We start from the raw sequence: 18736 nt of genomic DNA, 5'->3' as shown, positions 1-18736 counted from the left end.
CCGAGCCGGTCCCCTCAGCTCGCCGCCCGCTCCACATCGGCCGCCTCGTCGACCCGCACGGCATCCACCGCGGTGTCGCTGCCCGGGGCCGCGACCTCGGCTTCCGCCGGTCGCATGCGGGCGGGTGGCACGCCGGCGCGGTAGCGGTCGTGGATGACGGTGAGGAAGCGGTACACGGCCCGCAGCACCCGGCGGGTGCGGATCGAGCCGAACACGTCGAACGCGTGCTGCGCGCCGTGCAACTCGAGGTAGAAGGTCGGGGCCTCCGAGACCTCGCCCAGGAGCTTCGCGAACGCCCGGGCGTCCTCCACTGGAGCCAGCGTGTCGTTGTCGCCGTGGATGATGAAGAACGGGGGCGCGCCGGGGTGCACCCGGTCGAGTGGTGATGCCTTGGCGAACGCCTCCGGTTCGTCCGCCAGGAAGCGCTTCATCACCATGGGCTCGAGGAACCAGCTCACGAACTCCGGGGGCATCGTGCCGTTGCGGTTGGTGAAGTCGTACACCCCGTAGAAGGGGACGGCGGCCTGGATCGAGGTGTCCGCGTCCTCGATTCCCTCCTGGTACTCAGGGTCGCCGGCGGTGAGCGCCAGCATGGCGGCCAGGTGGCCTCCCGCAGAGCCCCCGGTGACGGCCAGGAAGTGGGGATCCACGCCGTAGTCGTCCGCGTGCTCACGGATCCAGGCCACCGCGTGCTTGAGGTCCACGAGATGGTCGGGCCAGGTGGCGCCGGGGCTGAGCCGGTAGTTGGCGTTGAAGCCCACCCAACCGCGTGCCGCCAGGAACTTGAGCAGGGGGAGACCCTGCTCACGCTTGTCGCCGATCACCCAGGCCCCGCCGTGGATCTGCAGGATCGCGGGGCGCCGCTCGCCGGGCCCGGGTGGCGCAGCGGGCTCGAACACGTCGAGCTTGATGGTGCGGCCGCCGACCCGCCGGTAGGGAACGTTGCGGGTACGCCGGATCTTGTGATGGTGCCCTGGCGCCGGGTCCTCCTCGCCCAGCCCGGCGAGCGCGGTGGCCGCGAGCTGGGCGGTGGCGCGGCTCTTGGCCACGATGATCCCCAGCCCCACCCAGTTGACCCCCGTCACGCCGAGGGCCAGCCACCCGGGCCATTCCTCCAGGGCGCCCAGCCGGACGAAGATCACGACCGCGACCGCCTCCCAGACGATGTGCACCCAGCCCAGCTCGATGGTGAGCCATGACGCGAAGAAGCTGGGGAGGAAGAACACCCGGTTGCGGCGCACCGGGTGGAAGGCGTTGAGGGTGAAGATCGCCCCCAGGGTGGAGACCACGAGGAAGATCCACGGGACCATTCCATCAGTGTGCCCGTTCGGGCGGCCGGGGAGCGACCGGACCGGCGAGGCCGGTGGCACACTGGGACGGTGCAACGACTGTCGGGGCTCGACGCCTTCTTCCTGTACATCGAGACCCCGGCGATGCACACGCATGTGGCCCTCACCGCGGTGCTGAACCCGGGAACCATGCCCGGCGGCTACTCCTTCGAGCGGATCCGGGACCACATCGCCTCCCGGGTGCACCTGATACCGCCGTTCCGGCGCCGGGTGGTGGAGGTGCCACTGCGCCTGCACCACCCGGTGTGGGTCGACGACCCCGACTTCTCCATCGATAACCATGTCCACCGGGTCGCCCTCCCGTCCCCGGGCGGGATGCTCGAGCTGGCCGAGCTCACGGGCCACCTGGCCTCGATCCCGCTGGAGCGGTCTCGACCCCTGTGGGAGATGTGGGTGATCGAAGGGGTCGAAGCTGGGCGCATCGCGCTGGTGGCCAAGATCCACCATTCGGCCATGGACGGCGCGGGCGGCGCGCAGCTCATGCCGCTGTTCTTCGACCTCGAGCCCGATCCCCCAGCGGGCCCCGCCCCGCCCTCCTTCGAACCTGAGCCGGCGCCAGACCGCTGGGAGCTGCTCGGCATGGCCGGCATGGAGCGCCTGCGGGGACTTGCCGGCCTACCGTCGCTCGCCCGCCGGACCGGCGAGGCGATCGGCACCATCCGCCGGGAGCGGCGGGCGGCCGGTGGTCCGTCCGGGGGGACCCCGCTGACCGCTCCCCGCAGCCCGTTCAACGGCCCGATCACCGGGGAGCGGGTCGTCGCCTTCACCCGCCTTCCCCTCGCCGACGTGAAGCACGTGAAGCAGGTGCTCGGCGGCACCGTCAACGACGTGCTGCTCGCGACCTGTGCGCTCGCGGTGCGGCGGTACCTCGCCGAGCGCGGCGAGCTGCCCGACCGACCGATGGTCACCGCATGCCCCGTGTCGGTGCGCGCCGATGGCGAGCAGGGCCAGGCGAACAACCGCCTCTCCATCATGTTCACGCCGTTGCGCACGGACATCGGCGACCCCGTCCAGTGCCTCCGCACCACCCACGAGACGGCGCTGGCCGCCAAGCGGGAGCACGAGGCTCTCGGCAACGACACCCTGTCGGCCTGGGCGGAGGTGATCGACCCGACGGCGAGCCGGTTCGTGAGCAGCATCTACGGCGCAACCGGGCTGGCCGCGCACCATCGCCCCGCGCTCAGCTTCATCCTCTCGAACATCCCCGGCCCGCCGTTTTCCGTCTACCTGGCCGGAGCGGAGATGGAACGGGCCTACCCCATGGGCCCGGTCATCGAGGGCGCGGGGTTGAATGTGACGGTCCTCAGCTACCGGGACTCGGTCGACTTCGGCTTCCTCGCCGCCAAGGCCCTGGTGCCCGACGTCGGGGATCTCGCGGCCACCGTCCCCGAGGCGTTCGGCCAGCTCCTGGCGGCGGCCCGGCAGGCCTCGGAGCAGGGCACACGCGCTCCGGCTGGGGCGACCCGTTGAACCAGAGCACGCTCCCTTGACCGTCCGGTTGAAAGCCCGGATTGGAACATGTTCTACTAGGCGTTCATGGCCTTCAACGCCGCAGACATGTTCGAGCACACGGTCGACGTGGTGCCCGATCGCACGGCGCTCATCTGCGAGGACGAGCGCCGCACCTACGCCGAGCTCGAGGAGCGGGCCAACCGCCTCGCCCATCACTTCCAGGCGAACGGCATCGAGCCCGGCGATCACGTGGGCATCTACGGGCTCAACAGCATCGAGTGGGTCGAGGGCCTGCTGGCGGTGCTCAAGGTCCGGGCCGTTCCGGTCAACATCAACTACCGCTACGTCGAGGAAGAGCTCCGCTACCTCTTCGACAACGCGGACCTCAAGGGCCTGATCTACAGCGAGGAGTTCGGCCCACGGGTGTCGGCGGTGAAGGACCAGCTCCCGCTGCTCGAGACCCTGGTCATGATCGAGGACGGATCGGGCGCGGACCAGGGTGACCTGGAGGCCACGCCGTTCGAGCAGGCGATCGCCGCCGGCTCCCCCGAGCGCGACTTCGGGCCCCGCTCGGGTGACGACCAGATCATCATCTACACCGGCGGCACCACCGGCATGCCCAAGGGCGTGATGTGGCGCAGCGAAGACATCTTCTTCGCCCTGGCCGGCGGCACCGACCCGTTCACCCGGGAGAAGGTGCCCGACGAGTGGCACCACGCCAACAACGCCAAGGCCAGCGCGGGCCAGCTCGTCATGCTCAACACCCCGCCGCTGATGCACGGCGCGGCGTTCGTGGCCACCCTCATGCAGTTCTTCCAGGGCAACGTCAACGTCCTGGTGCCGAAGTTCGACCCGAAGCACGTGTGGCGCACGATCGACCGCCATCGGGTCAACTCCATCCTGATCGTCGGCGACGCCATGGGCCGGCCGCTCATCGAGGCACTCGACGAGATGGAGGCCGAGGGCGAAGCGCTCGACCTGTCGTGCTTCCTGGCGCTCAGCTCCAGCGCCGCGGTGTTCTCGCCCGCGGTGAAGGACCGGTTCCTCGACCGCTTCCCCAACCTGGTCATCACCGACAGCATCGGGGCCACCGAGTCGGGGTTCAACGGCCTGGTGGCGGTCGGCAAGGACAACACGGCGATGAAGGGTGGCGGCCCCACGGTCACCCCCGGCCTCGACACCGTCGTGCTCGACGAGGAGCTCAAACCGGTCGAGCCGGGGTCCGGGGTGATCGGCAAGGTCGCCCGTGGTGGCAACATCCCGCTCGGCTACTACAAGGACGAGCGCAAGACAGCGGAGACCTTCGTCATCGCCGCCGACGGTCGCCGCTATGCCATGCCGGGCGACTTCGCCACCGTCGAGGCCGACGGCACGATCACCCTCCTCGGTCGGGGCTCGGTGTGCATCAACACCGGGGGCGAGAAGGTGTTCCCGGAGGAGGTCGAGCAGGCGCTGAAGGCCCACCCCGACGTCTTCGACGCCGTCGTCGTGGGGGTGAGCGACGAGCGCTGGGGCCAGCGGGTGGCTGCGGTGGTACAACCGCGGGAGGGCCGACAGCCGACCCTCGAGGAGCTCGACGCGCACTGCCGCAACCACGTGGCGGGGTACAAGGTGCCCAGAGAGCTCCACCTCGTGGACCAGATCGTCCGCTCACCCAGCGGCAAGCCCGACTACCCGTGGGCGAAGCGGCTCGCCGAGTCGGCGAGCCGCGGAGCCTGACCAACCAAAAGCCAGCAAACCGGCATCCAGACGCCGACAAGGGGGAGAGAGCCGTGAAGACCTACGACAAGTTCTTCATCGGGGGCAAGTGGGTGGAGCCGGCCGGCACGGGCACCCTCGAGGTGGTCTCGCCGGCGACGCTCGAGGTGGTTGGCCGGGTACCGGAGGCCACCGAGGCCGACATGGATCGGGCGGTGGCCGCGGCGCGCGAAGCCTTCGATCTCGGCCCCTGGCCGCGGATGAGCCCGGCCGAGCGGGCCGACATCATGGCCTCGATCTCCGCCGCGGTGATGGCGCAGATGGACGACTTCGCCACGCTCATCACCAACGAGAACGGCGCGCCCATCTCGTTCAGCCAGATGGGGCAGGTGTACGCGGCGACCGCAGTGCTCGACACCTACGTCGGCCTCGCCCGCAGCTACCAGTTCGAGGAGACCCGTGCCGGCATGTTGGGGCAGGTGCTGGTCCGGCGGGAGCCCGTGGGCGTCGCGGCGGGCATCATCCCGTGGAACGTGCCGCTGTTCATCACCATGCTGAAGATGGGGCCGGCACTCGCCGCAGGGGCGACCATGGTCATCAAGCCCGCGCCGGAGACCCCGCTCGACGCCTTCGCCCTGGCGGAGATCCTCGAGCAGTCGGGCCTGCCCGCCGGGGTGGTCAACATCGTGCCCGCCGGACGAGAGGTCGGTGAGCACCTCGTGCGTCATCCGGATGTCGACAAGGTGGCCTTCACCGGCAGTACCGCAGCCGGCCGCCGCATCGGCGCCATCTGCGGCGAACAGCTCAAGCGGGTGACCCTCGAGCTCGGGGGCAAGTCCGCGGCCATCATCTGTGACGACGCGGACCTCGATGCCACCCTCCCGACCCTCATGCCCTTCGCGCTCATGAACAACGGGCAGGCGTGCGTGGCCCAGACCCGCATCCTCGCGCCGAGGTCCCGCTACGACGAGGTGAAGGACGCCCTGGCCGAAGCGGTCGGCAACTTCAAGGTCGGCGATCCGCTCGATCCCAGCACCGAGTGCGGGCCGCTGGTCGCCGAACGCCAGCGAGACCGGGTGGAGGGCTACATCGCCAAAGGCCGCGAGGAAGGTGCCACGGTGGTGGTCGGTGGCGGCCGGCCCGCCGGATTCGACCGGGGCTGGTACGTGGAGCCGACCCTGTTCGCGGACGTGGACAACTCGATGACCATCGCCCAGGAGGAGATCTTCGGGCCGGTGCTCGCCCTCATCCCCTACGACAGCGACGACGACGCGGTGGCCATCGCCAACGACAGCGACTACGGGCTGTCCGGCTCCGTCTACACCGCCGACGTGAACCGGGGCATCGAGATCGCCAAGCGGGTGCGCACCGGCACCTACGCGGTCAACAACCTCGGCATGGACTTCGGTGCACCCTTCGGCGGGTTCAAGGCCTCGGGTGTCGGCCGGGAGCTGGGTCCCGAGGGGCTGGAGGCCTATCTCGAGGACAAGTCGATCCTGCTGCCGGGCGGTTTCGAGCTGAGTTGACGCCGGCAGCCGGCGACACCGGCTACTCGTAGTCGCTCAGCCTCAGGCGCACCTTGTTCAGCAGGTAAACGCGCTGGCGCTGAGCCTCGTCCAGATCGCCGTCGTCTTCGAGCGTGGCCATCTGGCTGGCGGCGAGGATTCCCTCATCGGTGGCCGCCTCGGCGTCGGTGATCGCGGCCTCGAGCGGCTGGCGGTCACGCTCGGCCCGCTCCGCCGCTTCGCGTGCCCGGCGCTGCTCTTCGACCCGCGCCCGCTCCGCCGCCTCACGACGCGCACGCTCCGCCCGCTCCGCCGCCTCACGCTCGCGCCTCGCGGCGTCCTGGCGGGCGGCAGCGGCCTCGCGCTCCCTGCGGCGCTCCTCTCGGAGTGCCTCCGTGTGACGACGTCGCTCGGCCCGCTCGGCGGCTCGGCGCTCGCTTTCGATACGACGCCGCTCGAGCTCGGCCCGTTGGGCGGCGATGTCCTCCTCGGTCCTCGGCGACGTCGGCCGAGCGGGCGAGCCGAGCAGGCCGACGCCCGCGAGGGTGGGGCGAGCAGACCCCTTCGGATGCGTGACCCGCAGCCCCGCCACGGTGACGCACAGGCCGAGCACGGCCAACACGAGACCACCGAGGATCGACCACCTGACCATGAGGAGCAGCCCCACCCCTACCGAGGACCCGAAGGCGGCGAGCGCCTTCTGCTCCCTCGTCATCGTGGTGGTCCTACGAGAGGCCCCATCGCCAAACGTTACGCCCGGCCCAGATCCCGTGCTCGGGATCGGCGAACGGCAGCAGAGAGGCGCTAGCGCTGACGACCCGGCGGGCCCTGCGCCGCTTCCGAGTCGGCCACGATGGCGGCCAGCCGCTCGGGCGACGGTTGGATGAACACCCCTTCCCCCTCGGCGACCAGTGTCTCCGCGGCATACAGCTCGCCCACCGCGAACACCTTGCGCCCCTCGACCCGATCGGTGCGGCACTGGAAGCGCAGGTCGACCCCCAGCGGGCAGGGGTTGCGGTACCGGACGGTCAGCGTGCCGGTGAACGCGCCGAACCCGTTGTCGATGTTGGCGATGGAGAGGAACTGGTCGAACAGCGAGGCGATGATGCCCCCGTGCACCATGCCCATCGGCCCCTCGTAGAGCAGTCCGAGGTTGGTGCGAGCGGTCACCTCGGTGCCGTTCCATCCGGGGCCGTCCCGGGAGACCTCGATCTCGAACCGGGGCGCCACCGGGTTGAGCTTGCCGATCACCGGGTTCAGCCGGAACAGGTCGAGGTAGTCGTCGGTGTCGCCGAAGCGCTCGTAGAGGTTGCGGGGGCCGTCGGGCACGTGCTGCTCGAGCAGTGCCGTGGCCTCGCGCACCAGCCCGGCCACCTCCTCCAGCACGCCGGGCGGCGCCTCGGTGGTCACCAGCCGATCGATGAGCACCCGGCTCAGGTCCGCGAGCTCCTCGACATCCACGTCAACGACCCTTGAACTGCGGCTTGCGCTTCTCGGCGAACGCGGTCGGGCCCTCGATCGCGTCCTCGGTCTGGAAGATGGGCGAGCCGATCTCGAGCTCGTAGGCCAGGCCGACCTTCTCAGGCATCTCCCTCGTGGCCCGCATCGACTTGAGCACCGCCTGCACCGCGAGCGGGCCGTTCTCGGCGATCTGCGCCGCGATCTCCCTCGCCTTGTCCAGCGCGTTCCCGTCGGGGACGACGTGGCCGATCAGACCGACCCTCAGGGCTTCCTCCGCGGACATGAACCGCCCCGTGAGCAGCAACTCGGCTGCCACCGTGTAGGGGATCTGCCGACTGAGCCGCACGGTCGAGCCGCCGAGTGGAAACAGCCCCCGACGCACCTCGGCCACCCCGAACTGAGCGCTCTCCCCCGCCACCCGGATGTCGAAGGCCTGGAGGATCTCCGTGCCCCCGGCCACCGCGTATCCCTCGACCGCGGCGATCATCGGCTTGCCGGGCACGAAGTGCCGCAGGAGGGCCTTCCAGTGCAGGTCGCCGTCCTGGGCGAAGCGCTTCGTGTACTCGTCCTCGGGATGACCGGCGGCCATAGCCTTGAGGTCCGCGCCCGAGCAGAAGTTGCCGCCGGCGCCGGTGACGATCGCCGCCCGGATACCGGGATCGCGATCGATCTCGACCCAGGCGTCGTACATGCGCACGAGCATCTCGCTGCTCAGCGCGTTCTTCTTCTCCGGCCGGTTGAGCGTGACGATCGCGACGTGGCCATCGCGCTCGAACAGCAGATGGGGCTCACTCATGCACCGAGACTAGAACGCGTTCTAGTTTGCTGCCAGCACCGCCAGCAGGCTCACGAGGTGGGCTCACACGTGGTCGGGCCGCACCAACGCATCGGTGCCCCCGTCGGCGAACAGGATGCTGCCGTGCACGAACGACGCCACCGGCGACAACAGCACCGCCACCAGCCCGGCGATCTCGTCGGGCTCGGCGCGTCGGCCGAGCGGCACCGGCAGGGCATCGACGAGCGGCCCGAGGACCGGGTCGTCGATCGACTGCTGCAGTAACGGCGTGAGCACCGGGCCAGGGGCGATGGCGTTGAGCCGCACCCCCTGCTCCCCCCAGCTCTGGGCTCGGCGGCGCACCGCCCGGGCGAGCGCCTGCTTGGTCATGCCGTAGACCGACGCTCCGTCGAGTCGGGCGGCGAGCTCCGAGGCACCCGGCTCGTCGTCTCCCAGCATGGCATCCAGCAGCGACGGGTCGTCCATGGGCACCAGGCCGATGGAGTTCGAGGAAATGGCGACCGCGGCGGGCGACGGCGCGCCGGCGAGCATCGGGAAGAGCCCGTCGAGCAGGCGGATCGCGCCGAAGTAGTTGACGGCCACGATCCGCGACACCGGGGTGGTGGTGGGGCCCAGGCCCGCACAGGCGACGACCGCGTCGAGGTTGCCGCCGCTGAGGCGCCCCACGGCGTCGATCGCCGCCGCTCGCCCGTCGGGGGCCGAGAGGTCGGCCTCGATCTCCTCGCCCCGCAGGTCGATCCCGAGCACCCGGTCGCCATCGGCCTCGAGCCGGCGCCTGATGGCCGCGCCCATACCTGATGCCGAGCCGGTGACCACGACGGTACGCATGGCAGGCCAGCCTAGTGGAACGTGTTCTAATCTCTGGTCGTGACCCTCACCGGAGATGCCCCGACCACCAGCAGTTTCGCGCTCGACGGCGAGCGCATCGCGGTGCCGGTCGAGGTCCGCTCGGCCAAGATGGTGGCCGCCCAGTTCCTCGTGGACGCCACTGCCGCCCAGTCGCTGATCGACTACTCCGGCCTGCGGGTGGCCCGCCAGCGCGGTGATCGAGCCATCTGTGCCCTGTCCGCCGTGCAGTACACCGACAACGACCTGGGCCCCTACCACGAGTTCGCGGTGGCATTGGTGGTGGAGCCCCACGACGCCGGGCCGGGATTCCGGCCGTCGCTCACCCGGGTGACGACGTTCATCCATCGATTGCCTGTCAACCAGGAGTTCACCTGCCGGGTCGGTCGCGGCCTATGGGGGTTCCCCAAGTGGGTGACCCAGATCGACTACCTGGAGAGCGGGGGCTTCACCCGCTGCCGCATCAGCCAGGGCGGCGAGCCCGTTCTCACGTTCGACGTGGCCCCGGGATGGGTTCCGCTGCCCGGCGGCGAGGTCGAGATGGCCTGCTACTCCTGGGCCGACGGGATCCTCCGGCGCACGCCGTGGGTCACCCGGAGCCGGCACCTGCGGGCCCGCCCGGGCGGTGCCACCCTGTACCTCGGTGACGGCCACCCCATGGCCGACGAGCTCCGGGCGCTCGGGCTGCCGAAGCGTGCGCTGATGAGCACCGGTACGCCCCTGATGTCGGCCACCTTCGGCGCCCCCGAGATCATCGAGCGCTGAGCGCGCTCACCCTCATCCGGCGGCCCCGCTGTCGCCGTCGAGGTGGTCCGCCCGAGCCGAGGGACGCTCAGGCCCGCTCGAGCGCGTCGATGCGAGCCCACAGCAGGCCCGGCGCGAATCGGCGCAGCCGCCACAAGGTCGTCGTGCCCCGGCCCGGGAAGGCGAACGGCCGGCCCTCGTCGAGCGCCTGCTCGATGCTGTCGAGCACCTCCTCGGGACGGATACGTGGTGTGCGCGCCAGCGCTCTCGGGCCATGGTCACCGATCTGGTCGAGCAACGGGGTGTCGACCACCGGCGGGCAGGCGCACACGATGCGCACGCCGCTGCCGCGGTGCTCGTGCCAGAGCGTCTCGGTCAGCGACACCACCGCGGCCTTGCTGGCCGAGTACCCCCCGAGCCGCTGGCTCGGCAGCCAGCCGGCGAGCGACCCGTACTGGATGAGATCCCCGCTGCCCCGCTCCAGCATGCCGGGCAACGTGAGCCGGGTGACGTTGAGCAAGCCGACCACGTTGACCGCCAGAAGTTGCTCGATCTCGTCCACCGGCTGCTCGACGAGCAGGCCCGCGGGAGCGACGGCCGCCGCGTTGACCACCCGATCGAGCGGTCCCCACCGGGCCTCGACCTCCCGCACCGCCCGCTCGACGGCATCGTGGTCGCGCACGTCGCAGACGATGGGAAAGATCTGCGGGGCGTGGCGGGCGGTGCGCTCGAGACCTCGCCGGTCGACGTCGATGGCGGCGACCCGCACGCCCGCCGCCGCCAACCGCCAGGCCGACAGCTGGCCCATCCCACTCCCGGCACCGGTGATCAGCGCGGTGCGACCGGAGAAGGGCACGGTCAGTCGACCTTCTGGCGTGACCTGGTGGCGGCGCGCAGGATGGACTCGATGTCCTGGAGCACCTCGACGCTGCGATCGGTCTGCGCCCGCTGCTCGTACACCATGCGGATGAGCCAGAAGCGGACGTAGCGGGTGAGCGAGTAGCGGACGAACAGCGCCGCGCCGGCGATGATCAGCCCGAGCCCCAGCATTCCGCCAGAGATCAGGTAGGGAAACTGCTCGGCCGGGTAGACGGTGCCCGACGCCCCCCACCAGCCGATCAGGATGGCGACCAGCCCGAGAACGGGCAGCACCATCCCGGCGATGAGCCAGAGTCGCTCGTTGGCGTCCTCGGGAGGACGCAGGTCCATGGACGCCAGCTCCTCCTTGAACTCCTCGATGCGTTGCCGGTTGCTCTCCATCGCTCCTCCCGTGTGCACCTCCTGACGAGGCACGTCTCCTCCAGCCGATCGACTTCCGCCGGCGCCCTCAGCCACCGAGGTACGCCGCCGAGAGCTCCTCCTCCAGCTCACTCGGGGCTCCCAGCTTCGCGACCCGACCGTGCAACATGATCGCGGCCAGGTCGGCGACGCCGAGGACGGTCCGTGCGAACTGCTCCACCACCAGGATCGACACGCCGGTGCGAGCGATCTGGCGTACCGCGTCGTAGAGCTCCTCCACGATGAGCGGCGCCAGCCCCATCGAGAGCTCGTCGAGCAGCAGCAACGCTGGATCGCTGGCCAGCCCCCGGGCCAACGCGAGCATCTGCTGCTCACCACCTGAGAGCGTGCCCGCCAGCTGTCGGCGCCGCTCCTTCAAACGCGGGAACCGCCCGTAGGTCTCGTCCGAGACCTCGGCGAAGGATCGCCGCCCGGCGAAGGTCACCATCGCCAGGTTCTCCTCGACCGTCAGGTTCGGAAAAACGCTTCGCCCTTCGGGGATGGTACAGAGGCCGGCTCTCGCCAGCTGATCCGGCGAGGCACCGTTCACCCGGCGCCCGGCGACGTACACGGACCCCTTGGTGGGCACCATCAGCCCGCTGCACACGCTGATCGTCGTGGTCTTGCCCGCCCCGTTCGGGCCGAGCAGCGCGACCACGCTCCCCTCCGGTACCGACAGGTCGACGCCGTGGAGCACTTCGATACGACCGTACGCCGCGTGCACGCCGCGCAGTTCCAGCAGCGGCGGTGCCTCGGCGGTGGCGCGGGCACTCACCGGTCCACCCTCATACCTCGACCCCCATCGGTCCGAGGTAGGCCTCGATGACGGCGTCGTCGTGCTGGATCTGCTCGGGTGGCCCGTCGGCGATCAGGCGCCCGTGGTCGAGCACGAAGATCCGCTGGCAGGTGCGCATCACCAGCGCCATGTCATGCTCCACCAGCAGCAGCGCAGTGCCGTTGCTCGCCAGCGTCGTGAGCAGGCGGGCGAACTCCTCGGTCTCGGTCGCGTCGAGCCCGGAGGCGGGCTCGTCGAGCAGCAGCACCTTGGGCTTCGTCACCAGCGCGCGGGCCAATTCGACGAGCCGGGCCTGACCGGTGGTCAACACGTCGGCCCTGGTGTCGGCGAAGGCGTGCATCCCGACCAGCTCAATGACCGCTTCGACTCTCGCTTCCGCGCTCTCGGTGTGCGAGCCCCAACGCCTCGGGATCTCGGCCGCGACCTGGAGGTTCTCCCTGGCGGTCAGCGAGCCGAACAGCTCCAGCCGCTGGAAGGTGCGGGCCAGACCCCGCTGCGCGCGGTCGTGGGGTGCCGACTCGGTGACGTCGATGCCGTTGAGGATCACCCGTCCCGACAGCGGGGTGAGCAGCCCGGTGATGGCGTTGAACAACGTGGTCTTGCCCGCGCCGTTCGGCCCGATCAACCCCGTCACCCGCCCGACCTCGACCTCGAGCGACACCTGGTCCACCGCCCGCTGACCGCCGTAGCTGACCGTGATCTCCCTAACCTCGAGGAGCGCCATGGGCGAGCTCCTCCTCGTCGACGCCGAGCATCAGGTCGATCTGGGCCAGATCGGCAGCGGTGAACGGCCGGTCGATACCGAGCATCTCGACGTCCATCACCGGGCCGATGGGCCAGAGCGGTCGTCGGGGCTCCTCGGGCGCTGCGGCCGGCTCCGCTCGTCCGGCTCGGAGCCGGTGGCGGAGCGCCTCCGTGCCCACCAGGATCTCGTTCATCAGGCCGTTCGGGTTACGACCCAGGCTGATGCCGATCAGACCTGGTGCCACCAGGAGGAAGTTGGCGAGCGAAGGGATCGCGCCCGCGATGATCGGGAACGACGCATAGAGCAGCCCGCCGAGGAGTGCACCGCTCACCATGCCGATACCGCCCGCCACCGCCATCAGGAGCACGGGCAGGCTCTGCAGGGTGTCGTACTGGCTCACGGTCGCGGTCTTCTGGAGTCCGCCGAGCATGGCCCCACCGATACCGGCGATGCCGGCCGAGAGCATGAAGACCTGCAGCTTGGTCACCGTCAGGTTCAGACCGAGTGTGGCGCACGCGGCGGGGCTGTCCTTCATGGCCTGCAAGCGCCGCCCGAACGGCCCGAGTCGCAACCAGACCACGCCCACTCCGAGACCGGCGAACACGAACGCCATCAGGATCATGTACGCCCGGTCGCTCTCGAAGCCGAACCCGAGGAACGAGAGCCGGGCGATGGCCTTCGAGCCGCCACGGAACATGGCGTCCTGGGTGAACACCACCCGATCCATGAACACCGCGAAGGCCAGCGTGGCCAGTGCCAGGTAGATGCCCCGGAGCCGCACCGCGGGCAGGGCCACCAGGGCGCCGACGAGCGCGGGCAGCGCGAAGGCGGCCAGGAGCCCGATGGGGTTGCCTCCGGGTCCCCACGTGGCCATGGCGTACGCCCCGAGGCCGGCGAAGCTCATCTGAGCGAGTGAGATCTGGCCGCCGTATCCCGTGAGCGGCACGAGCGACAGCATGATGATGGCCAGGGCCAGCCCCTTGCTCCACGAGATCGTCTGGGAGGCATCGAGGAAGCTGGACACCACTCCGACCCCGATGACGAGGACCGCCGCCGCCACCAGGGCGCTGCGCATGGTGGGGCGGGCCACGATCTCCCGGCTGCGCACGATCCCGTGGGCCCGCAGTGGCGCCTGGGGCAGTACCAGCAGGACGATGAACAGCATCACCACCGGGATGGCGAGTCGCAGGGAGGTCACGAGGTCGATGCCGTCGGGCAGCCAGTCGGGGTTCTGGGGGAGATAGCCCACGGCGTAGGACTGTGCGAGGCCGAGGATGGCCGCCCCGAGGAAGGTCATCGGCAGGCTCACGAGCCGGCCGACGATCGCTGCCGCGTACGCGTTCACCACCAGGAGCGTCAGCGCCATCACCTCCAGGCCCAGCCGGTCCGCGATGAGGATCCCGGACAGGGCGGCGAGCGCGGAGCCCAGCGCCCAGCTGGCCGCGGACGAGCGCCCGGGCCGGCCACCATTGAGCCGGACGAGATCCCGGTTCGACACGACGGCCCGCATGGCGATGCCCGTACGGGTGCCGTACAGCAGCAGGCGCAACCCGACCGCGACCAGACCGGCGACGAGGATGACCACGACCTGGTGATACGAGACGAAGACGTCGCCGAGCTGGAACTTGCTCCCTCCGAAGAACTCGCCGACGACCCGGTTACGGGTGGGCGGCCAGATGATCGGGGCCAGCGCGATCAGCCCGAACAGCAGGCCGACCGTGACCACCGTCTTGGTCACCTCGGAGGTGCCTTCGAGACCCCGCATGATCACCCGGTCGATCAGGGCCCCGAAGGCCGGCGCGAAGACCACCAGCACGAGGGCGATGGCCGGGACGGTCGGCACCCCCCAGTCGAGGAGCTGCCAGTACATGAACGCGCCCATCATCCCGATGGCCCCGTGCGCGAAGTTGAAGATGCCCGAGGTCGTGTAGGTGACGACCAGGCCACTCGCCGCCACCGCGTACACCGACGCGGTCACCAGACCCAGGATGGTGAAGGAGACGAAGTCGCTCACGGCGTGCTCCTACCGCTCGGCCTTTGCCCCTGAGCCGTAGTTGCCGGTGAGTGCCACGATGTTCGAGGGGCTGCAGTCGAAGCCGTGCCCGCGGTCGTAGACCGCGGCGTCGGTGTCGGGCTTGGGGTACTGGCGCACGAACCCCCCGCCTTCGACCTTCATGATGATGTAGCAGGGGGCCGGCTTGTTGGCTCCCGGATCGCTCGTGCCGTGCAGGCCGCCGCCGTCCCACTGGTGGATCTGGGAGAGTTTCTCGATCAGTCCGGCGCGGGTCACGTCGGAGCCGAGCTCCTTCACCGCGGTGGCCCACAGCAGCGCCGCGGACCAGGCCTGGACCCCGAGCAGCTCGGGCTCGGCGTTGGGCACCGCGGCCTTCAGTGCCCGCAGGTACTCGGCCATCGCCGGGTTCTGGTCGGCTTCTTCGAAGGGCCAGGTCGTCAGCCGCACGAACGTACCGTCGGCGACCGACCCGGCCTGCTGCGGGTATTTGAGGTTGTAGAAGTTCGCCTCCAGCTCGACCACCGGGTGCAGCCCCTGCTGGTCCATCGTCCGCTGGAGCGGGATGATCTCCTCGAACGAGGAGGTCAGCGTCATGTACGTGACCCCCTGGTTCTTCATCGAGAGCACGAGCGGCGCCCAGTTCGTCTCACCGATGTTCGCCGAGTCGACGTAGGTGAAGTTGAACCCCACCGTCTTGTAGGCCTCGATGAGACGGTTGCTCTGGATCTCAGTGATGCTCAGCTTCGTCCGCAGGGCGGCAGCGTTCTTGATGACATCCGGGTAGGTCCTCGCCACCCACTGCGCCGGGCCAACCAGGTACGAGTCCACCGGGTTCGGCAAGGGCTGGAACGTGAAGTCCGCGCCGGTCTGCTCGGGACTCACCGCCGCCGCGGCCACGTTGGGCAGGCCGCAGTCGACCTGGTCCTGGGCGCCGGTCTGGTCGAGCACGCCCATGCTGCCCACCAGCGCCAGCGCGTTCTCGCACCCGTACTTCACCTGTGCCTGGTACTCGCTGAGCTTGGCATCGCGCAGCTCAACCTTGAGCTTGCGTCCGTTGATGCCCCCCTGCTCGTTACACCACTTCTCGAACGCCTTCATGGAGTCGAACACGCCCTGGTTGAGGCCGGGCTTGGCCCCACCCGGATCCGCGATGGTCACCACCTTGATCTCGGTGTCGGTGACGCCGACATCGGTCGCCCCGGATGCGTCACCGGGCCCGCATGGGGAGGGCAGGGTGCCGAACATGCCCGGCTGGCTCGTCCCTCCAGGCCCGGCTGCCGGGCCGCCGGTGCTGTTCTGGGCATTGCCGGAGAGACCCGAGTTGGCATCCGCCGACTGGACCTCCTGCCGCGACGCACGCGAGCCGCACGCGGCGGCGACCAACGCGAGGACGAGGCCCACGGCGAGCAGACGAGTTTTCACCGATCATCCCCCTCCGAGGTGAAGAGACCGCACCCTAGTGCAGCCGGTTCGTGGATGGTCCGTTGATGGTCCGGCGCGACGCCATCGGCATCGACCCGTCATGCCGGCTCAGCCGCGAGCCTCGCGCCGAGGGCTCGCAAGTGAGTGGTCGCACCGCCGAGCGTCAGCTCGAGGTGCTTCGCCCAACGGAAGTAGCGGTGCAGGGGGTAGTCGATGTCGACACCGATCCCGCCGTGGAGATGCTGCGCGGCATGAGCCACCCGCTGACCACCGTCGGCGGCCCAGTACTTCGCCACGTCGATGGCGTCGGCCGCCGAAGGCCACTCGCCGGCATCGGTGGCCGCGAGCTGCCAGGCCGCCTGCCACATCGTGAAGCGGATCCCGTGGGTGTCGATGTACGCGTCTGCCGCGCGATGCGCGACCGCCTGGAAGGTGGCGATGGGGCTGCCGAACTGATGGCGCTCCGAGGTGTAGCTCGCCGTCAGACGGAGCGCGCCCTCGCTGACGCCGGCCTGCAACGCGCACAGACCGACCGTGGTGTGGTCGACGATGAAGTCAAGGACCTGCCGGCCACCGGGCACGTCACCGAGGATGTCGGTCGCGCCCACCGACACCCCCGCGAAGGTGAGGTGGGCTTCGGGCAGCCTGGACGTCGTGAGCAGCGGCTCGAGCGAGACGGCGGTGTCATCCAGCTCCACCACACCGACGAGCACCTCGCCGGCCGGTGTACGGGCGGGCACCAGCACGTACCGGGCCTGCTCGGCCCACGGGACGAACCACGCGTCCCCCTCGAGCCGCCAGCCGCCACCGTCCGGGTAAGCGGTGACCTCGTGCCGGTCGCCGAGGGCCGCGGTGAGCAGGAGGGAACCGTCGACCACCCCGGGCAGGATCCGGGCCCGCAGCTCGTCCGAACCGAAGCGGGCGATGGGCATGGCCCCGCTGACCACGGTCGCCAGGTACGGGAGCGGGGCCACGGTGCGGCCGACCTGCTCCAGCACCAGGCAGGCTTCGAGGATGCCGTACCCGCTGCCACCGTCGCGCTCGGGCAGGCAGATGCCGAGCAGGTTGGCCTTGGCCAGCTCGTTCCAGGTCTCGGTATCGAGGGACTGGTTCGCCCTGGCCATCGCGGTGAGGCGCTCATGGGTCACCCGGTCGCCCAGGATCCGGCCGGCCAGGTCGGCGATCGCCTGCTGTTCCTCCGTGAAGGTGAAGTCCATTCCCGCTCCTACATCCGGGGGGTGCGCGGCATGCCGAGGCCGAACAGCGCGATGAGATCCCGCTGGATCTCGTTGGTGCCACCACCGAAGGTCAGAATCAGGGTGCCCTGGTAGGCCCGCTCCAGGTGGGCCGCGAGCACCGCGCCGGGCGAGTGCCGTCGCAGGTAGCCGGCCTGGCCGAGGATCTCCATCAGAGCCCGGTAGACCTCGATGTACATCTCGGTGCCGTAGACCTTCGTCGCCGAGGCCAGTGCCGGGTCGAGCTGGTCGGAGGTCGCTGCCTTCCAGTTCAGCAGCGTCAGGTAGTCGATCTTCGCCCGGCAGCGCGCCAAGGAGATCTGTACCCACTCCTGATCGATCACCCGCTCGCCGTCGGGCGTCTGGTGCTCCTTGGCCCAGGCGACCACCTTCTCGAAGATCCGGCCTGCCCAGGCGGGGATGGCCAGGGACACCCGCTCGTAGTTGAGCTGGTTGGTGATCAGGCTCCACCCGTTGTTCAGCCCGCCGACGATGTTGGCATCGGGCACCCGCACGTCCTCGTAGAAGGTGTAGGTGGTGTCGGCGCCGCCGAGGGTCTCGATGGGCTGCCAGGAGAAGCCGGGAGTGTCGGTCGGGACCACGAAGATCGTGATGCCCTTGTGCTTGGGGGCGTCCGGGTCGGTGCGGGCCGCGAGCCAGATGTAGTTGGCGAAGCCCGCCAGGCTGGTGAAGATCTTCTGCCCGTTGATCACCCACTCGTCACCGTCGCGAACCGCCCGGGTCTGGAGCGAGGCGAGATCGGTGCCCGAGTTGGGCTCGGTGTAGCCGATGGCGAAGTGGGTCTCGCCGCGGAGGATCCCCGGCAACAGCCATCGCTTCTGCTCCTCGGTGCCGTACTGCAGGATCGTCTGGCCGACGGTGTTCACGGTCAGGAACGGCACCGGTGCGTTCGCACCGTGGGCCTCTTCGAAGAAGATGAACTGCTCGACGAGCGAGAGGTTGCGGCCGCCGTACTCCTCAGGCCAGCTCACCGCCAGCCAGTTGTCGCGCCCCATCTGCCTGACCGCCTCGAGGCAGTGGGGCCCGCCCATCTCACCGCGGGCCATCTCCTCCTCGACCTCGGGGGTGACGATCCGGGCGAAGTACGCCCGCAGCTCCTGGCGCAGCGCCTCCTGCTCGGGCGTGTACGCGAGATGCACGCTTCGGCTCCCCTTCCCACCTCGATCGGACCCCGGCCCGGGACGTGACGGCCCGTCAGATTAGGCCAAATGTGACGGGCCGTCAGATCTCCCCATCCCAACTGTTCAGCGATCCGCGGCCTCCAACCGCGTGGACATGAACAGCTCGACATGTGCTCGACCCCCATCCCAACTGTTCAGCGATCCGCGGCCTCCAACCGCGTAGACATGAACAGTTCGGGAGTGAGGGGTGAGG

The 18736-nt window shown here is 69.8% G+C and carries 17 protein-coding genes; 4 read left to right on the top strand and 13 right to left on the bottom strand.

Annotated elements, in window-relative coordinates; genetic code table 11:
* Positions 1-14: 14 nt before the first annotated feature.
* Positions 15-1310 (bottom strand): alpha/beta hydrolase, encoded by a 1296-nt coding sequence (locus V7004_RS05210; RefSeq protein ID WP_334142584.1) that lies wholly within the window; start codon positions 1308-1310, stop codon positions 15-17.
* A 69-nt stretch (positions 1311-1379) separates the two neighbouring features.
* Between V7004_RS05210 and V7004_RS05205 the strand changes: the two genes are divergently transcribed.
* The 3 genes from V7004_RS05205 (at position 1380) to V7004_RS05195 (ending at position 6025) form a co-directional block, all read left to right on the top strand.
* Entirely contained in the window at positions 1380-2819 is a 1440-nt protein-coding gene (locus V7004_RS05205; RefSeq protein WP_334142583.1) for a WS/DGAT/MGAT family O-acyltransferase, read from the top strand.
* A 66-nt stretch (positions 2820-2885) separates the two neighbouring features.
* Positions 2886-4520 (top strand): acyl-CoA synthetase, encoded by a 1635-nt coding sequence (locus V7004_RS05200; protein WP_334142582.1) that lies wholly within the window; start codon positions 2886-2888, stop codon positions 4518-4520.
* A gap of 53 nt (positions 4521-4573) precedes the next feature.
* Positions 4574-6025 carry an aldehyde dehydrogenase gene (locus V7004_RS05195; protein ID WP_334142581.1) on the top strand — a complete coding sequence of 484 codons (1452 nt, stop codon included), beginning with the start codon at positions 4574-4576 and terminating at the stop codon, positions 6023-6025.
* A 22-nt stretch (positions 6026-6047) separates the two neighbouring features.
* On the opposite strand, the gene V7004_RS05190 is transcribed toward V7004_RS05195, so the two are convergent.
* From V7004_RS05190 to V7004_RS05175, 4 genes are all read right to left on the bottom strand, one after another.
* Positions 6048-6719 (bottom strand): hypothetical protein, encoded by a 672-nt coding sequence (locus V7004_RS05190; protein WP_334142580.1) that lies wholly within the window; start codon positions 6717-6719, stop codon positions 6048-6050.
* Between the two features lie 89 nt (positions 6720-6808).
* A complete protein-coding gene (locus V7004_RS05185) occupies positions 6809-7465 on the bottom strand; it encodes a PaaI family thioesterase (RefSeq protein ID WP_334142579.1) in 657 nt (218 codons plus the stop codon).
* Position 7466: 1 nt separating this feature from the next.
* On the bottom strand, positions 7467-8261 hold the full coding sequence (locus tag V7004_RS05180; protein ID WP_334142578.1) for a crotonase/enoyl-CoA hydratase family protein: 795 nt from the start codon (positions 8259-8261) through the stop codon (positions 7467-7469).
* 63 nt (positions 8262-8324) lie between these two features.
* On the bottom strand, positions 8325-9089 hold the full coding sequence (locus V7004_RS05175) for an SDR family oxidoreductase (RefSeq protein WP_334142577.1): 765 nt from the start codon (positions 9087-9089) through the stop codon (positions 8325-8327).
* A gap of 39 nt (positions 9090-9128) precedes the next feature.
* On the opposite strand from V7004_RS05175, the gene V7004_RS05170 reads away from it, so the two are divergent.
* Positions 9129-9872 carry an acetoacetate decarboxylase family protein gene (locus V7004_RS05170; protein WP_334142576.1) on the top strand — a complete coding sequence of 248 codons (744 nt, stop codon included), beginning with the start codon at positions 9129-9131 and terminating at the stop codon, positions 9870-9872.
* Positions 9873-9939: 67 nt separating this feature from the next.
* Here V7004_RS05170 and V7004_RS05165 read toward each other — a convergent pair whose 3' ends face one another.
* The 8 genes from V7004_RS05165 to V7004_RS05130 form a co-directional block, all read right to left on the bottom strand.
* Entirely contained in the window at positions 9940-10707 is a 768-nt protein-coding gene (locus tag V7004_RS05165; protein ID WP_334142575.1) for an SDR family NAD(P)-dependent oxidoreductase, read from the bottom strand.
* A 2-nt stretch (positions 10708-10709) separates the two neighbouring features.
* Positions 10710-11144 carry a hypothetical protein gene (locus V7004_RS05160; protein WP_334142574.1) on the bottom strand — a complete coding sequence of 145 codons (435 nt, stop codon included), beginning with the start codon at positions 11142-11144 and terminating at the stop codon, positions 10710-10712.
* Between the two features lie 34 nt (positions 11145-11178).
* A complete protein-coding gene (locus V7004_RS05155) occupies positions 11179-11904 on the bottom strand; it encodes an ABC transporter ATP-binding protein (RefSeq protein ID WP_334142573.1) in 726 nt (241 codons plus the stop codon).
* Between the two features lie 10 nt (positions 11905-11914).
* Positions 11915-12649, bottom strand: a complete 735-nt coding sequence (locus V7004_RS05150; RefSeq protein ID WP_334142572.1) for an ABC transporter ATP-binding protein — start codon at positions 12647-12649, stop codon at positions 11915-11917.
* On the bottom strand, positions 12630-14684 hold the full coding sequence (locus V7004_RS05145; RefSeq protein ID WP_334142571.1) for a branched-chain amino acid ABC transporter permease: 2055 nt from the start codon (positions 14682-14684) through the stop codon (positions 12630-12632). The genes V7004_RS05150 and V7004_RS05145 overlap by 20 nt, the downstream gene beginning before the upstream one ends.
* Positions 14685-14693: 9 nt before the next feature.
* Positions 14694-16106: an ABC transporter substrate-binding protein gene (locus tag V7004_RS05140; RefSeq protein WP_334142570.1), complete on the bottom strand. Its 1413-nt coding sequence runs from the start codon at positions 16104-16106 to the stop codon at positions 14694-14696.
* A 98-nt stretch (positions 16107-16204) separates the two neighbouring features.
* The gene (locus V7004_RS05135; protein ID WP_334142569.1) at positions 16205-17323 is read right to left on the bottom strand and encodes an acyl-CoA dehydrogenase family protein; all 1119 of its coding nucleotides are present in this window, start codon (positions 17321-17323) and stop codon (positions 16205-16207) included.
* Between the two features lie 8 nt (positions 17324-17331).
* Positions 17332-18501: an acyl-CoA dehydrogenase family protein gene (locus V7004_RS05130; protein WP_334142568.1), complete on the bottom strand. Its 1170-nt coding sequence runs from the start codon at positions 18499-18501 to the stop codon at positions 17332-17334.
* Positions 18502-18736 lie beyond the last annotated feature (235 nt).

This window comes from Rhabdothermincola sp. (assembly GCF_036846205.1).
GTDB lineage: Bacteria > Actinomycetota > Acidimicrobiia > Acidimicrobiales > Acidimicrobilacustridaceae > Rhabdothermincola.
The sequence above is the reverse complement of the archived record's forward strand: the minus strand, read 5'-3'. Positions and strand labels throughout refer to the sequence as shown.

Excerpts from the sequence above, each read along its gene's own strand:
- V7004_RS05210 (WP_334142584.1), bottom strand. The coding sequence starts at position 1,310 with ATGGTCCCGTGGATCTTCCTCGTGGTCTCCACCCTGGGGGCGATCTTC.
- V7004_RS05200 (WP_334142582.1), top strand. The coding sequence starts at position 2,886 with ATGGCCTTCAACGCCGCAGACATGTTCGAGCACACGGTCGACGTGGTG.
- V7004_RS05190 (WP_334142580.1), bottom strand. The coding sequence starts at position 6,719 with ATGACGAGGGAGCAGAAGGCGCTCGCCGCCTTCGGGTCCTCGGTAGGG.
- V7004_RS05180 (WP_334142578.1), bottom strand. The coding sequence starts at position 8,261 with ATGAGTGAGCCCCATCTGCTGTTCGAGCGCGATGGCCACGTCGCGATC.
- V7004_RS05175 (WP_334142577.1), bottom strand. The coding sequence starts at position 9,089 with ATGCGTACCGTCGTGGTCACCGGCTCGGCATCAGGTATGGGCGCGGCC.
- V7004_RS05150 (WP_334142572.1), bottom strand. The coding sequence starts at position 12,649 with ATGGCGCTCCTCGAGGTTAGGGAGATCACGGTCAGCTACGGCGGTCAG.
- V7004_RS05135 (WP_334142569.1), bottom strand. The coding sequence starts at position 17,323 with ATGGACTTCACCTTCACGGAGGAACAGCAGGCGATCGCCGACCTGGCC.